This window comes from Mesorhizobium sp. RCAM 06353 (assembly GCF_059683585.1).
Genome location: NZ_CM185031.1, coordinates 1233485 through 1247066, shown reverse-complemented (window position 1 = coordinate 1247066; position 13582 = coordinate 1233485). Strand labels below are relative to the sequence as shown.

The window sequence follows — 13582 nt, the reverse complement described above, 5'->3', positions numbered from 1 at the left end:
GCGTACACAAGTTGACTTTAATCAATCGATTGATTAAAGTGCGATCATGATCAAACCGCCTGATGCCAAAAGTCCACGCCGCGAGACCTCCCCGGCGGATCTAACGCGCGCCGCACTCGTCCGCGCCGCGCTGAAACTGTTCGGGCGGCAGGGTTTCGACGGCACCTCGACCCGCGAGATCGCGGCGGAGGCGCAGGCCAATATAGGTTCGATCGCCTATCATTTCGGCGGCAAGGAAGGCCTTCGCGCCGCTGCCGCCGACTATATCGTCGAAACCGTCCAGACGATTGCCGGCCAGGCGCTGGGCAGTGGCCCGGCCGCCGCGGCACCCGATCCGGAGGCGGCACGTTTGCTGCTGTTCGCGGCGTTGGAGCGGATGGGCAGCTTCATCCTGGCGCAGCCGCAGGCCGGCGAGATCGTGCAATTCGTGCTGCGCGAGATGTCGCATCCGACGGCCGCGCTCGACCGTATCTATGACGGCGTGTTCGAGCCGACGCATCGCCGGCTATGCCTGCTTTGGGAGCAGGCGACCGGCGAGCAGGCCGAAAGCGAGCGGACCCGGCTCACCGTGTTCACGCTGATCGGCCAGGTCATCTACTTCCGCATCGGCCGCGAGGCGGTGATGCGCCGCATGGGCTGGCACGACATCGGCGCCGCCGAGGCGGCCAAGGTGGTGTCCGCTGTTTCAGACAATCTCAGCGCCATACTGGCCGCCCGAACGGGATCAAAACCCCCAATGGGATCAAAAAAATGAGTTTTCTCTGCTCCTTGCCGCTTGCCGCTCAGCTCTTCGGTGCCTGTGCGCCCGCCGCGCCGCTCGCCGTCGGCTATGTCGAAGGCGACTATGTGCTGCTGGCGCCCATCGAGGTGGCACAGGTCGACACGGTTACCGTGAAGCGCGGCGACCGCGTCACGCCGGGCACGCCCGTGGTGACATTGGAAAGCGCCGACGCCAGGATCGCGGTGGCACAGGCCGAAGCCGGCCTCGCCCAGGCACAGGCGCAACTCGCCGACCTGCAGGTCGGCAAGCGGCCGGAAGAGATCGCCGTGCTCAAGGCCGAGGTCGATATGGCGAGAGCCCAGGCCGCCGACGCCAAGCGCAAATACGACCGCGCCGCCGATCTGTTCAAGCGTGGCGCCGGCACGCAGGCCGACTACGACACCGCCTCGGCGACGCTGGAGACAGCCAACGCCCAGGTTGGCCAGGCCGAGGCCAATCTCGCCGTCGGCGGGCTGCCGGCGCGGCCCGAGACGATCAAGGCCGCCGACAACCAGGTCAAGCAGGCGCAGTCCACACTGGAGCAAGCGCAGTGGCGATTGTCGAAACGGGTGTTGGCGGCGCCTTCGCCGGGCCGCGTCAACGACGTCATCCGCAATCCCGGCGACACCGCCGGCCCGACCGCGCCGGTCATCTCGATGCTGCCTGACGGCGCCGTGAAGCTCAGCGTCTACATACCGGAGGCCGCCTTCTCCTCGGTCAAGATCGGCAGCCTGCTCAGCGTCCATTGCGACGGCTGCGGTCCTGACGTGAAGGCGCGCGTCAGCTATGTCTCGCCCGATCCCGAATTCACCCCGCCGGTGATCTATTCGCTCGAGAACCGGCAGAAGCTGGTCTATCTCGTCGAGGCACGACCGGAGGGCGATGCCGGCCTGCTGCAGCCCGGCCAGATCGTCGATGTCGATCTTGCGGAAACGACAAAATGAACGCCATCGACGTTCATGGCCTCGTCAAGCGCTTCGGCGACAAGACCGTCGTCGACCATGTGACGATGTCGGTCGCCGAAGGCGAGATCGTCGGCTTCCTCGGCCCCAACGGTTCGGGCAAGACCACAACCATCCGCATCATGTGCGGCCTGCTGACGCCGGACGAGGGCGAAGGCACGGTGCTGGGTTTCAACATCCGCACCGACTCGCTCAGCATCAAGCGCGAAGTCGGCTACATGACGCAGAAATTCTCGTTCTACGAAGATCTGACCATCGGCGAAAACCTCGAATTCGTGGCGCGGCTCTACCAGTTGAAGCCGGTCGGCGAGTATGTTGCGAGGACGCTGGAAGAGCTCGGCCTGACCTCGCGCCGCAACCAGCTGGCCGGCACGCTGTCCGGTGGTTGGAAGCAGCGGCTGGCGCTCGCCGCCTGCATCATGCACAAGCCGAAGCTGCTGCTGCTCGACGAGCCGACGGCCGGTGTCGATCCAAAGGCGCGGCGCGAGTTCTGGGACGAGATTCATCGCCTCGCCAGCGGCGGGCTGACCGTGCTGGTCTCGACCCACTACATGGACGAAGCCGAGCGCTGCCACCGGATCAGCTACATCTCCTACGGCAAGATGCTGGCCACCGGCACTGTCGCCGAGGTGGTCAGGAATGCCGGCCTGACCACCTTCGTGGTGCAGGGTCCGCAGCTGGCCAAGGTGGCCGAGGAGCTGCAGGCCCGCCCCGGCGTCGACCAGGTGGCGCCGTTCGGCGCGACGTTGCATGTCGTCGGTTCCGACAGGAAGAAGCTCGAAGCAGCGCTTGCCGATGTCGAGAAGGAGCATAAGGGCGTGACCGTGGCGCCGGGCGAAACCAGCCTGGAGGACGTCTTTATCCAGTTCATGTCGGGGTCGAAGGACAATATGGCATGAACAGCGTCTTCTCCCTTGCCAGGCTCGGCGCGCTGCTGATCAAGGAGTTCATCCAGATGCGGCGCGACCGCATCACCTTCGCCATGATGCTGGGCGTGCCGCTGCTGCAGCTGGTTCTGTTCGGCTTTGCCATCAACAACGATCCGAAGGGCCTGCCGACGGCGCTGGTGGCGATGAGCAACGACCAGTATACGCGCGCCATGGTCTCGGCGCTGCAGGTGACGGGTTACTATCGCTTCGACCATGTGACCGCGAGCGCCGAAGAAGCCGAATTCCTGATGGCGCGCGGCGACGTCTCCTTCGTCGTCACCATCCCGGCCGACTTCGCCAGCCGAGTCGAGCGCGGCGACAATCCGCAGATCCTGATCGAGGCGGACGCGACCGATCCGTCGGCGGCGAGCGGCGCCATTTCCACGCTGAGCACGGTGGCGAGCCAGGCGCTGCTGCGCGCCCAGGGCATGCAGGCGGCCGCCGCCGAGGATGCCAGGCAGCAGCTGCAGGTGGTGGTGCACCACCGCTACAATCCCGAAGGCATTTCGCAGTACAACATCGTGCCCGGCCTGCTCGGCGTCATCCTGCAGATGACCATGGTGATGATGACGGCCATGGCGCTGACCCGCGAAACCGAGCGCGGCACGATGGAGAACCTGCTCGCCATGCCGTCCAGCCCGGCCGAGATCATGCTGGGCAAGGTGCTGCCCTTCCTTGTCGTCGGCGCGGTGCAGGTTGCTGTGGTGCTGGTGGCGGCGAAGCTTCTGTTCGATATCCCGTTCGTCGGCAGCCTGACGCTGCTGTTGTCGTCGGTGCTCGTCTTCGTGCTGTCGCTGGTGCTGCTTGGCTACACCATCTCGACCATGGCCCGCTCGCAGATGCAGGCGATGCAGCTCACCTTCTTTTTCTTCCTGCCGTCGCTGCTCTTGTCGGGCTTCATGTTCCCCTATCGCGGCATGCCGGGCTGGGCCCAGGCGCTGGGCGAAATCTTCCCGCTGACGCATTTCCTGCGCATCACCCGCGCGGTGATGCTGAAGGGTGCCGACTTCCATGCCATCGCCACCGAGATCGGCTGGCTGGTCGTGTTCGTGCTGGTGTTCGCGGGCACAGCGCTTTTGCGCTTCAGGCGCACGCTGGATTAGAGTCCAAACTTAAATGAGCCGGCAGGCAAACGGCCGAGGTACGTGGACAGCCTACATTCGGCCACTAGGTCCAAACTTCCGTTCCAGCCGGGATATCGCGTTGCGCGACACCCCCGAGGAGACAACCCCAACGAGGCTCCTTTGGACTAGGCGTCTGACGGAGAAACTCTAGCGTCAATGTTGCTCTCATTTCTTCGCCGTCGGGGAGTACCAGCCTGACGGATAGCTGGCGAGGACCGTTATATTCAGAAAGGAGCGGCCCGGGGGTCACCAAAACGCCGCGTCCGGTAATTGTAAAAACGTCCTCAATAGTAAGCAGGTGCTTTGACATTGCCTTACTCAACCCTGCGGATCGGCGAGCGCCCCGGGACTGGCGACGCCTTATGCGGCCGCCATGATTTCGGCATAGGTGCCGAAATCGACATTGCCGCCGGACAGCACCACGGCGACACATTTGCCGGACAGCTCGATCTCGCCCGATGACAGCGCCGCCAGCGCGACGCAGCCGCCGGGTTCGACCACCAGCTTCAGATAGGCCATGGCGTCGCGCATCGCCTGCGCCGTCGCTCCGTCGGAAACGGCAATGGCGCCGGCGAGGTTTTTGCGGTTGATCTCGAAGGTGATGGCACCCGGCTCGGCGGTCAGGATCGCGTCGCAGATCGAGCTGTAGCCCGGTTCGTTGGAAACCCGGGCGCCGGCGGCGAGCGAGCGGCGCGTGTCGTCGAAATGCTCGGGCTCGACCGCCCAGACGTCGGTGCCGGGCGAGGCATCCTTGACCGCGACCGAAATGCCGCTCGACAGGCCGCCGCCACCGCAGGGAATGACGACAGCGTCGAGGTTGACGCCGAGCGCCTTGGCCTGGCGCATCAGTTCGAGGCCGATCGTGCCCTGGCCGGCAATGATGGCCGGATCGTCGAAGGGCGGCACCAGCACCATGCCCCTTTCGATATAGGGGCGAACCACGGTCATCCTGTCGTCGCGAAAACGGTCGAACGGCACCACCTCCGCGCCCATCTTGCGGACATTGCCGATCTTCATCGCCGGCGCGTCCGCTGGCATGGCGATGACCGCCTTGACGCCGAACATGGCGGCGGAAGCGGCGACGCCCTGCGCATGATTGCCCGAGGAGAAGGCAACGACGCCGCGGCCGCGCTCCTCCTCGCTCAGCGACGACAGCTTGTTGTAGGCGCCGCGGAATTTGAACGAGCCGGTGCGCTGCAGCGTCTCCGGCTTGAACAGGATACGCCCGCCGAAGCGCTTGTTCAGCTCAGCCGATTCGATCAGGGGTGTTTCGACGATCAGGCCGGAAAGCCGCGCGGCGGCGGCGTGGATGTCGGCGATGCCGGGAGGGGTGGTGGCGGTCATGCGGGGTCCAGCAAGAGAGGGTGCATCCTCTCATGATGCCCGCAAAGGCATGGTGCGCACCAATGAAAAAATGTGACCGTTACAAAGTTGGCGATGTGAGCGAGGTACTTGCCGTCACGGCCGTCGCACCCCTCTCTGCCCTGCCGGGCATCTCCCCCTCAAGGGGGGAGATTGGCAGTTCATGCGTTGCACCAGCTTTGAGACGTTGCAGATTGGCGAAGGCCGAAGCGACATCCGATCTCCCCCCTTGCGGGGGAGATGGCCGGCAGGTCAGAGGGGGTGATGCCCCGCTGACATCTCTAGTTTCACCCCAGCAAAGTCCTTTGCCTCGTGGACCCACCCAGCTTGCGCCAATTGTTGAAGCGGTGGCTAGCGGCGGCGAACGAGATCTTCATCTGCTGGGCGACCGAATAGCGCGACTTGCCTTCGTCGAACATGCGGTAGCAGCACTCGACGCCTTCCTCGGTCAGCTTGCCGTCCGGGGCCTTGTTGTGCGGATTGGCGGGGTCGAATTTCTCGACCTGCTGCTCGACCAGGCCCTTCAGACGCTGCAGATCGGCCTCGATGCTGGCGATGAGGTCGAGAACGGGTTTTGGATCATAGCTGTGCGGGGGCTGTTTTGCCGTCATCTGCGGATTCCTTTCTCTCGGGGTCGGTCAATATATAGGTGAACATTAGCTGATAATGAAGGGCGCCTTTGGCGCCCTGGCTTCAACAATTCTTGACCCCGCGACCTCTGCGCGGTTGACCCGGAGCATGCCAAACCCTAGTTTAGAACTGTTCTAAACTAGGGTGATTTCCTCATGCTTTCCCGTGTTTTCGGCTTCGGCCGCCGCCCCTTCGAGACGCTCTCCGAACAGGAGATCCTGGCACTGGCCATTTCATCCGAGGAAGATGACGGGCGCATCTACCGGGCCTATGCCGACGGGCTGGCGGAAAGCTTTCCGCAATCGGCAAAAGTGTTCGAGGAGATGGCCGAGGAAGAGGATGGCCATCGCGACGCGCTGATCGAGCTGTTCCGCAAGCGTTTCGGCGAGCGCATCCCGCTGATCCGGCGCGAACATGTGAAGGGCTATTATGAACGCAAGCCCGACTGGCTGGTGAGGCCGCTCGGCGTCGAGCATGTCCGCCGCCAGGCCGAGGCGATGGAGCGGCAGGCCTACCTGTTCTACGTCGAAGCAGCAAAGCGCACCACCGATGCCTCGACGCGAAAACTTCTCGACGATCTGGCGATAGCCGAACAGGGCCACGAGACACTGGCGCAGCGGCTGGAACAGAAACATGTGCCGGGCGCAGTCAAGGACGAGGAGGCCAGCGCCGAACAGCGTCAGTTCATCCTCACCTACGTGCAGCCAGGCCTGGCCGGGCTGATGGACGGCTCGGTGTCGACGCTGGCGCCGATCTTCGCCGCCGCCTTCGCCACCCACGATACCTGGCAGACGCTGCTGGTCGGTCTTGCCGCCTCGATCGGCGCCGGCATTTCGATGGGCTTCACCGAAGTCGCCTCCGACGACGGCAAACTGTCGGGCCGCGGCTCACCGATCAAGCGCGGCCTGACCGTCGGCATCATGACGACGCTTGGCGGCCTCGGCCACGCACTACCCTATCTCATCCCGAGTTTCTGGACGGCGACGGCTGTTGCAGCAGTCGTGGTGTTCTTTGAATTGTGGGCGATCGCCTTCGTCCAGAACCGCTACATGCAGACACCCTTCCTGCGCGCCGCCTTCCAGGTGGTGCTGGGCGGCGCGCTGGTGTTCGCCGCGGGGGTATTGATCGGCAATGCGTGAGGCTCCCCCTCACCCAGCTTCCGCTTCGCTCGGCTGACCTCTCCCCGAGGGGAGAGGAGACTACGAGCGCCAGCGCTTCCCTCTTCTCCCCAGCGGGGAGAAGGTGGCCGCGAAGCGGCCGGATGAGGGGGACTAGCGCGACGATGTCACCCATTCGCCGCCCGGCTGTCCGCCGGTGCCTCATCTCTCTCGGTCAGCCCATAATCCCGCACCACGTGGGCAATCCGCAAACGATAGCCGGCAAAGATACCGCTGCGACCGGCCTGCTGCGCCTGCCGGTGTTCTTCCGTGTTTCGCCAGGCCTTCACCGCTTCCTCGTCACGCCAGAATGACAGCGACAGGATGCGGTTGGGATCGGCCAGGCTCTGGAAGCGCTCGATCGAGATGAAGCCGTCAATGCCATCGAGCAAGGGACGCAGCTTGGCGGCGATGCCGAGATAGGCATCGCGTTTGCCCTCCGCCGGCTGGACCTCGAAGATGACGGCGATCACGGCAGCACCAGTTTCGCGTGCGGTCCGGAGACGTGTTTCAGGAACATGCGGTCCTCCTTGAGGATGAATCGTTCGCGCTTGGCGAACTCATAGTTTGCCTTGCCGGCGGGATCGGCGGCAAGCCGGGCGCGATAGGCTTCATAGGCGGCCAGGCTCTCGATGTTGTAGGCGGCGTATGCCGTCGTCGCCGAGCCCTCATGCGGGGCGTAATAGCCGATCAGATCGGCGCCGCAGCGCGGAATGGCCTGGCCCCAGTTGCGGGCATACTCCTCGAAGGCGGCCTTGCCGAACGGGTCGATCTCATAGCGGATGAAGCAGGTGATGGTCATGGTCGTCTCCTTGAGGGTTGTGGTTTCGCGTCGATGGTTCGAGCGGCGTCGAAACGTCGTGCCGCCCGATCTGCTAGGCAATTGCCTTCCGGGTCATGCCTGCCAGAACGACTTTGCGCATTCGCGGCGCACATCTTCCGGCGTCAGGCCAAGGTCGCGCAGCAGGTGGTCGTCGATCTCCGAGAGGTCACGGCGCTGCTGATGGCGGTCATACCAGCGGGCCAGTAGCCGTGAGCGGACCCAGCTGATGAACGGAAATGATTGGCGGCCGGGGAACGGTACGGGGGTGAATGTGGTTCTTGCGGTCATCGTCGTCTCCTTGATCTGACCGGAGAATAGTGGTTATCTGACAAGAATGCTTCGATGAGGAACGAACTATGCGTGAAGGACCTGACATCGCCCGCATCGCCAGCCTGGTCCGCGACCCGGCCCGCGCCAACATGCTAAACGCGCTGATGGGCGGCACGGCGCTGACGGCGAGTGAACTGGCACTGGAAGCTGGCGTGTCGCTGCCCACCGCCTCCTCGCATCTGTCGAAACTGATGGAGGGCGGGCTGCTGACCTTGGCCAGCCAGGGCCGCCATCGCTATTACGGCCTCGCCGGTCCGCAGGTCGCAGGCATGATCGAGGCCATCACCGGTGTTGCGGAAACCGTTGGCCCGAAGCGCGTGCGGCCAGGCCCGCGCGACGGCGCCATGCGCGTGGCGCGTGTCTGCTACGATCACCTCGCCGGCGAGCAGGCAGTGGCGATGCTCGATCGCCTTGTCGAGAAGGCCATTCTGCTGCGTGACGACCAGGAGATCAGGCTCGGGCCGTCGGCGGCATCGCATTTCGCCGCCATCGGCATCGATGTCGGTTCGAAGCCGCGCCGCCCGGTCTGCCGCGCCTGCCTCGACTGGAGCGTGCGCCGCTCGCACCTCGCCGGCACGCTCGGTGCGGCGATCCTCGACAAGATTCTGGTGGAGAAGTGGGCGCGCCGCGAAAAGGACAGCCGCGCGGTGGTGTTTTCGCCACCGGGCAAGCAGGCGTTCGAGAGGGTGTTTTTGAGCTGAGGTTTCGCCGGCGACAGTGGAGAGAGGTCGGCGGGACAGCACCCCCCTCCGCCCTGCCGGGCATCTCGCCGCAAGGGGGGAGATTAAGCTCTTAGCCGCTTTCGCCAATCTACGACGTTGCGGGAGAAGCGGCTCGCCGAAACAGCCGATCTCCCCCCTTGCGGGGGAGATGGCCGGCAGGCCAGAGGGGGGTGCTGTCCCTCGGCGCTGAAAACTACCCCCGCTTCAACACCTTCCCCCGCTCGAAAAACTCCACCCACGGATCGGCTTCCGCCAACTTCGCCAGCGTCGTCTTGTCGCCAATCGGAAATGCATTCGGCGCCAGGCCGGCCTCGATCTCGGCCCAGGTCACCGGCATCGACACGGTCGCGCCCTTCTTGGCCCGCGAGGAATAGGGAGCGACTGTCGTCGAGCCCCTGCCATTGCGCAGATAGTCGACGAAGATTTTTCCGGTGCGAGCCTTCTTCGACAGCGTCGCCGTGTAGCGGTCCGGGGCACCTTGTTCGAGCGCCTTGGCGAAATCATGGGAGAAGGTCTTTACCGCGTCCCAATCCGCCGAAGGTTTCAGCGGCACCAGCACATGATAACCCTTGCCGCCCGACGTCTTGACGAAGTTCGGCAGCGATAATTCGTCGAGCTTGCCCCTGATATCGAGCGCCGCCTCGCGCACCGCTTTCACCTCGACGCCTTCATCGGGATCGAGATCGAAGATGATCTGGTCCGGCTGCTCCAGCTTGTCGATCGTGCAGCCCCAGATGTGGATTTCGACCACGCCATATTGGACGAGCGCGGCTACCCCGTCGAAATCCCTTATGAACAGGATCTCTTCGCCATCGTTTGGGTCCTTCATGCGGGCGATTTTGTCGCTCATGCCAGCCGAGGCGTGTTTCTGGAAAAAGCGCGGGCCGCCGACGCCGTCCGGCGCTCGCACCAGGCTGAGTGGCCGGTTGACGACGAACTGCTCCATGCGCGGCCAGACCTGCGCGTAATGGTCGAGCAGGCCCTGCTTGGTGATCTTTTCCTCCGGCCACAGCAGCTTGTCGGGATGGGAGAGTTTGACCGTGGTCGTCATCGCTCCGGCGGATGTGCCGGTGCCGCTTGACGCTGGCTTGTCCTTGCCTGTCGATGCCTTGGGCTTTTCCTGCACCACATCCTCCGCCGGCTTGTCCTCGCGCAGCCCCTCGAACGAGGCATGGCGTATTATACGGTCCGAGGTCCAGCTGCGAAACTCCACTTCGCCGACAAGCTCCGGCTTGACCCAGACCAAACCCTTGCCTTTCGGCACGGTCTTGTCGAAAGGCGAGTCCGTCGCCTTCAGCGCATCGAGTTTTTTCTTGAGCTCGGTGGCGCCCTTGGCGGAGAAACCGGTGCCGACACGGCCGGCATAGTGCAGTTTGCCGGCCTCGTAATAGCCGACCAGCAGCGAGCGCAGCCCGCGCCCGGTTTTGTCCGACGGCAGATAGCCGCCGATGACGAATTCCTGCCGCGCCGTGCATTTCGACTTCACCCAGGACGGACCGCGCCCGCTGCGATAGGGTGCGTCGGCACGCTTCGAGACGACGCCTTCCAGCCCCATGCGGCAGGCATGCTCCAGCATGATCTTGCCGGGCTCGGAAAAGTGGTCGGAGAAACGCACCGCCGCATTTTCCGGTTGCTTGCCGAGCAGATCCTGCAAGGCCTGCTTGCGTTCGACCAGCGGCTCGCCGCGCAAATCCTTGCCGTCGAGGCGCATCAGGTCAAAGACGTAGTAGATGAAGCGGTTGGTGCGGTTAGCCGACAAATCCTGCTGCAGCAGCGAGAAAGAAGAAACGCCGCTGTCGGCCAGCACGACAATCTCGCCGTCGAGGATGGCATCGCTGCATTTCAGCGCTGCCAACTCAGCAGTGATTTCGCTGACGAATTTCTCCGTCCAGTCGAGGCCGGTCCGGGTCAGGAGCCGCACATCAGTGCCGGCGATCTGCGCCTGCATGCGATAGCCGTCGAATTTCACTTCGTGCAGCCAGTCCTTGCCGCCGGGTGCATCCCGCTCCAGCGCCGCCAGTTGCGGTTCGATGAAATCGAGTTTCCGGGCCGCCGCCTTCACCTTGCCGACGGCCGGCTTGTTGGAATGCCAGACCTTCGGCTTCTCGCCTTTGGCCGCCTTGCCTTCGCCGACCTCTTCGATCGTCAGGCCGGATTTCACCGATTCCGGCGCGTCCTTCAGAATATCCTCGCCCGGACGAGCCGCCGCATCGTCCGACTTGATCAGCAGCCAGTTGTCGCGCTTCTCGCCCGCACGCGGCTTCAGCTGCACCAGATGCCACAGCCCATGCAGCTTGTGGCCCTTGAGCTCGAAGCTGATATGGCCTTTATTCATCGCCTTGGCCGGGTCGATCTCGGGCACCCATGTGCCCTCGTCCCAGACGATGACCGAGCCGCCGCCATATTCGCCCTTGGGGATCGTGCCCTCGAAGGAGGCATAGTCGATCGGGTGGTCCTCGACATGCACTGCGAGCCGCTTTTCGTGCGGATCGAGGCTCGGGCCGCGCGTCACCGCCCAGCTCCACAGCACGCCGTCATGCTCGAGGCGAAAATCATAGTGCAGTCTCGTCGCGGCATGTTTCTGGACGACGAAGATGCCGCCGGCTTTCGCGCCGCGAACAACCTTGCCGGCCGGCTCCGATGTCTTCTTGAAATCGCGCTTGGCGTGATACGGCTCAAGGCTTGCCATGGCTTGGTGTCCTCAGGCCGATTTGCGCTTGGGCGCGGCGGCTTTCGCCTTGGCGCGTTTGGTCGCCGGTTTGGCTTTCGCCGACGAAGACGGTGTCGATGACCCGGAGTCCGACAGGCTCTTCTTCAGCGCGTCGAACAGGTCGACGACATTGGATGGCTTGGGCGCCGCCTTGGCCTTCGGCGCCTGGTGGCCGGCCTTCTTGGCCCGGATCAGCTCAAGCAGGGCGTCCTCATATTTGTCGTCGAATTTCGAGGGGTCGAAAGTGGCTTTCTTCTTGTCGATGATCAGTTCGGCCAGATCGGTCATCTCCTGGTCGGTCTTCACCGCCTTGATCTCGCCGAACACGCTGTCCGGCTGGCGAACCGTATTGTCGTAGCGCAGCGTCGTCAGCACCATGCCCTTGCCGAGCGGCTCGATCACGACGGGGCGCTCTCGGCTGTAGAGCACGATGCGGGCAAGCCCGGCCATCTTCTTGCCTGCCATGGCATCGCGGATGACGGCAAACGCCTCCTCCGAGACCTTGTCGGCCGGCGCGACATAATAGGGCGTGTCGAGATAGATCTGCTGGATCGAGGCCTTGTCGACGAAACCGTCGAGGCTCATCGTGTGCGAGGATTCGATCTGCACCGCCTCGATCTCGTCCTCATCGATATGGACGAAATCGCCATCGTCCAACTCATACCCCTTGATCTCGTCGCCATCGCCGAGCGGCTTGCCCGTTTGCGCATCGACATAGATGCGCTTCACCGTGTTGCCGGTCTTGCGGTTCAGCACCCGGAACGAAACCTTTTCGGTATGGGTGACGACATTGGTCAACTCGACCGCGCAGGTGACCAGCGACAGCTTCAAATAACCCTTCCAGGCTGGGCGTGGCGCCATGGCAATTTCCCTTCAGCAATCAGATGAAGGTGAGAACGGATTGGGCTCGCTCCAGTTCCGCCCGCGCTTGCATCAGTTATGCCAAGGTGCGCCCGAGCCATTTGCAGCGGCCCGAACGGAAATTTCACGGGCGCGCCAGAATTTGAAACAGAACCGCGCGCAGGCGACATTCAAACGAAACATATGTGATGCAAAAGTCACACTGGGCGGAATGGCGACAAAGAGCACGGAAACACCCCGAATCAGCCGCATTCCGGCCACGAAGCAACGGGTTTTCGACCAGATATTAACATCGTGTTCACCGACTATTCACGCCTCGGCGCTATGATGTCCGTCAATCGGAAGGGACATCCGAAAATCGGGACAGGGACAGGGTAAATGAACTTCCTCACGCACCTCATCGGCTATGCCGCCGCCATCCGCGAATTCGTCGCGCCGACCTATCGGCCCGAGCGCTACTACATGCGCGGCCCCGGTCCGGCTTGCGCCCGTCGCGGCACATCGCTGGGCGCACACTGACATGACCTTCGAGAGCCGCCACAACAGCCGTATCTGCAGGCCGGGTTCCGACTCCCGCGCCACCACCTATCGCTCCGAGCGCCCGGCTCTGAGCGACAGGCGCCGTGCGACATCGCCACGTCTTTGATCCTGCCTCCGGCTGGCCTAGTGTCCCAGGACACGAGCAGCCGAGGCCCGCGTGACCGACCGTCCCCAGTCAAGTCTGCCCCCACCACGTCTGGCCAAGTCAAATCTGGTCAAGCCCAGTCCTCCCGCTGAACCATCTTTCGATACCAGCCATCCGCTGATCGTCTTCGACGGCGTCTGCGTGCTGTGCTCCGGCTTCGTGCGCATGGTGGTCAGGCTCGACCGCAAAAGACGCTTCCGCTTCGCCACCGCGCAATCGTCCTTGGGCGAAGCGCTGTTCCGACAACATGGCCTGCGGACCGACAGTCATGAAACCAATCTCGTCCTTGTCGACGGCATTGCCTTCACACAGCTCGACAGCTTCGTTGCCGTGATGTCGGAACTCGGCTGGCCGTGGCGGGCGACCAGGGCGCTGCTGCTGCTGCCGCGCCCGCTGCGCGACTGGCTGTACAATCGCATCGCTAAAAATCGCTATTCGCTCTTCGGCAGGAAGGACAGTTGCGACATTCCTTCCGCCGAACTGAGGGAGCGGTTCCTTGGCTAAATGTTGCTCCAGGGGGAGCAGCG

General features: G+C 63.6%; 15 protein-coding genes. 8 read left to right on the top strand and 7 right to left on the bottom strand.

The features are described from left to right. Positions 1-46 precede the first annotated feature (46 nt). Genes AC56QX_RS05705 through AC56QX_RS05690 form a run of 4 tightly spaced genes read left to right on the top strand, consistent with a single transcriptional unit; the run spans position 47 to position 3754 of the window. Positions 47-754 carry a DUF1956 domain-containing protein gene (locus tag AC56QX_RS05705; protein WP_497114229.1) on the top strand — a complete coding sequence of 236 codons (708 nt, stop codon included), beginning with the start codon at positions 47-49 and terminating at the stop codon, positions 752-754. Next, positions 751-1704, top strand: coding sequence for an HlyD family secretion protein (locus tag AC56QX_RS05700; protein ID WP_497114227.1), 954 nt, complete (start codon positions 751-753; stop codon positions 1702-1704). The genes AC56QX_RS05705 and AC56QX_RS05700 overlap by 4 nt, the downstream gene beginning before the upstream one ends. Further along, positions 1701-2621, top strand: a complete 921-nt coding sequence (locus tag AC56QX_RS05695; RefSeq protein ID WP_497114225.1) for an ABC transporter ATP-binding protein — start codon at positions 1701-1703, stop codon at positions 2619-2621. Before AC56QX_RS05700 ends, AC56QX_RS05695 begins: the two co-directional genes overlap by 4 nt. Further along, positions 2618-3754 (top strand): ABC transporter permease, encoded by a 1137-nt coding sequence (locus tag AC56QX_RS05690; protein WP_497114223.1) that lies wholly within the window; start codon positions 2618-2620, stop codon positions 3752-3754. The genes AC56QX_RS05695 and AC56QX_RS05690 overlap by 4 nt, the downstream gene beginning before the upstream one ends. 381 nt (positions 3755-4135) lie before the next feature. Here the strand turns inward: AC56QX_RS05690 and AC56QX_RS05685 are convergent, their stop codons facing one another. Next, positions 4136-5119, bottom strand: coding sequence for a threonine/serine dehydratase family protein (locus AC56QX_RS05685; protein WP_497114221.1), 984 nt, complete (start codon positions 5117-5119; stop codon positions 4136-4138). Positions 5120-5424: 305 nt separating this feature from the next. After that, complete coding sequence (locus tag AC56QX_RS05680; RefSeq protein ID WP_497114219.1) at positions 5425-5748, bottom strand: hypothetical protein; 324 nt, start codon at positions 5746-5748, stop codon at positions 5425-5427. A 174-nt stretch (positions 5749-5922) separates the two neighbouring features. Here AC56QX_RS05680 and mbfA point away from each other — a divergent pair, with 174 nt between their 5' ends. Beyond that, entirely contained in the window at positions 5923-6906 is a 984-nt protein-coding gene (gene mbfA / locus AC56QX_RS05675; protein ID WP_497114216.1) for an iron exporter MbfA, read from the top strand. 146 nt (positions 6907-7052) lie between these two features. Here the strand turns inward: mbfA and AC56QX_RS05670 are convergent, their stop codons facing one another. The 3 genes from AC56QX_RS05670 to AC56QX_RS05660 form a co-directional block, all read right to left on the bottom strand. Then, on the bottom strand, positions 7053-7397 hold the full coding sequence (locus AC56QX_RS05670) for an antibiotic biosynthesis monooxygenase family protein (protein ID WP_497114214.1): 345 nt from the start codon (positions 7395-7397) through the stop codon (positions 7053-7055). Next, positions 7394-7726, bottom strand: coding sequence for an NIPSNAP family protein (locus tag AC56QX_RS05665; protein WP_095776169.1), 333 nt, complete (start codon positions 7724-7726; stop codon positions 7394-7396). The genes AC56QX_RS05670 and AC56QX_RS05665 overlap by 4 nt, the downstream gene beginning before the upstream one ends. A 93-nt stretch (positions 7727-7819) precedes the next feature. Then, positions 7820-8035 carry a DUF1127 domain-containing protein gene (locus tag AC56QX_RS05660; protein WP_497114212.1) on the bottom strand — a complete coding sequence of 72 codons (216 nt, stop codon included), beginning with the start codon at positions 8033-8035 and terminating at the stop codon, positions 7820-7822. A gap of 68 nt (positions 8036-8103) precedes the next feature. On the opposite strand from AC56QX_RS05660, the gene AC56QX_RS05655 reads away from it, so the two are divergent. Then, positions 8104-8778 (top strand): ArsR/SmtB family transcription factor, encoded by a 675-nt coding sequence (locus tag AC56QX_RS05655; RefSeq protein ID WP_497114210.1) that lies wholly within the window; start codon positions 8104-8106, stop codon positions 8776-8778. A 214-nt stretch (positions 8779-8992) separates the two neighbouring features. Here AC56QX_RS05655 and ligD read toward each other — a convergent pair whose 3' ends face one another. Together ligD and ku are read right to left on the bottom strand one after the other, a co-directional pair. After that, positions 8993-11488: a DNA ligase D gene (gene ligD / locus AC56QX_RS05650; protein WP_497114209.1), complete on the bottom strand. Its 2496-nt coding sequence runs from the start codon at positions 11486-11488 to the stop codon at positions 8993-8995. A gap of 12 nt (positions 11489-11500) precedes the next feature. Beyond that, on the bottom strand, positions 11501-12370 hold the full coding sequence (gene ku / locus AC56QX_RS05645) for a non-homologous end joining protein Ku (RefSeq protein ID WP_497114208.1): 870 nt from the start codon (positions 12368-12370) through the stop codon (positions 11501-11503). A gap of 378 nt (positions 12371-12748) precedes the next feature. On the opposite strand from ku, the gene AC56QX_RS05640 reads away from it, so the two are divergent. Then, complete coding sequence (locus tag AC56QX_RS05640) at positions 12749-12889, top strand: hypothetical protein (RefSeq protein ID WP_013892047.1); 141 nt, start codon at positions 12749-12751, stop codon at positions 12887-12889. A gap of 232 nt (positions 12890-13121) precedes the next feature. Further along, positions 13122-13559: a thiol-disulfide oxidoreductase DCC family protein gene (locus AC56QX_RS05635; RefSeq protein WP_497117691.1), complete on the top strand. Its 438-nt coding sequence runs from the start codon at positions 13122-13124 to the stop codon at positions 13557-13559. The last annotated feature ends 23 nt before the right edge of the window (positions 13560-13582 follow it).

Excerpts from the sequence above, each read along its gene's own strand:
- AC56QX_RS05705 (WP_497114229.1), top strand. The coding sequence starts at position 47 with ATGATCAAACCGCCTGATGCCAAAAGTCCACGCCGCGAGACCTCCCCG.
- AC56QX_RS05700 (WP_497114227.1), top strand. The coding sequence starts at position 751 with ATGAGTTTTCTCTGCTCCTTGCCGCTTGCCGCTCAGCTCTTCGGTGCC.
- AC56QX_RS05695 (WP_497114225.1), top strand. The coding sequence starts at position 1,701 with ATGAACGCCATCGACGTTCATGGCCTCGTCAAGCGCTTCGGCGACAAG.
- AC56QX_RS05690 (WP_497114223.1), top strand. The coding sequence starts at position 2,618 with ATGAACAGCGTCTTCTCCCTTGCCAGGCTCGGCGCGCTGCTGATCAAG.
- AC56QX_RS05685 (WP_497114221.1), bottom strand. The coding sequence starts at position 5,119 with ATGACCGCCACCACCCCTCCCGGCATCGCCGACATCCACGCCGCCGCC.
- AC56QX_RS05680 (WP_497114219.1), bottom strand. The coding sequence starts at position 5,748 with ATGACGGCAAAACAGCCCCCGCACAGCTATGATCCAAAACCCGTTCTC.
- mbfA (WP_497114216.1), top strand. The coding sequence starts at position 5,923 with ATGCTTTCCCGTGTTTTCGGCTTCGGCCGCCGCCCCTTCGAGACGCTC.
- AC56QX_RS05665 (WP_095776169.1), bottom strand. The coding sequence starts at position 7,726 with ATGACCATCACCTGCTTCATCCGCTATGAGATCGACCCGTTCGGCAAG.
- AC56QX_RS05660 (WP_497114212.1), bottom strand. The coding sequence starts at position 8,035 with ATGACCGCAAGAACCACATTCACCCCCGTACCGTTCCCCGGCCGCCAA.
- AC56QX_RS05655 (WP_497114210.1), top strand. The coding sequence starts at position 8,104 with ATGCGTGAAGGACCTGACATCGCCCGCATCGCCAGCCTGGTCCGCGAC.
- ligD (WP_497114209.1), bottom strand. The coding sequence starts at position 11,488 with ATGGCAAGCCTTGAGCCGTATCACGCCAAGCGCGATTTCAAGAAGACA.
- ku (WP_497114208.1), bottom strand. The coding sequence starts at position 12,370 with ATGGCGCCACGCCCAGCCTGGAAGGGTTATTTGAAGCTGTCGCTGGTC.
- AC56QX_RS05640 (WP_013892047.1), top strand. The coding sequence starts at position 12,749 with ATGAACTTCCTCACGCACCTCATCGGCTATGCCGCCGCCATCCGCGAA.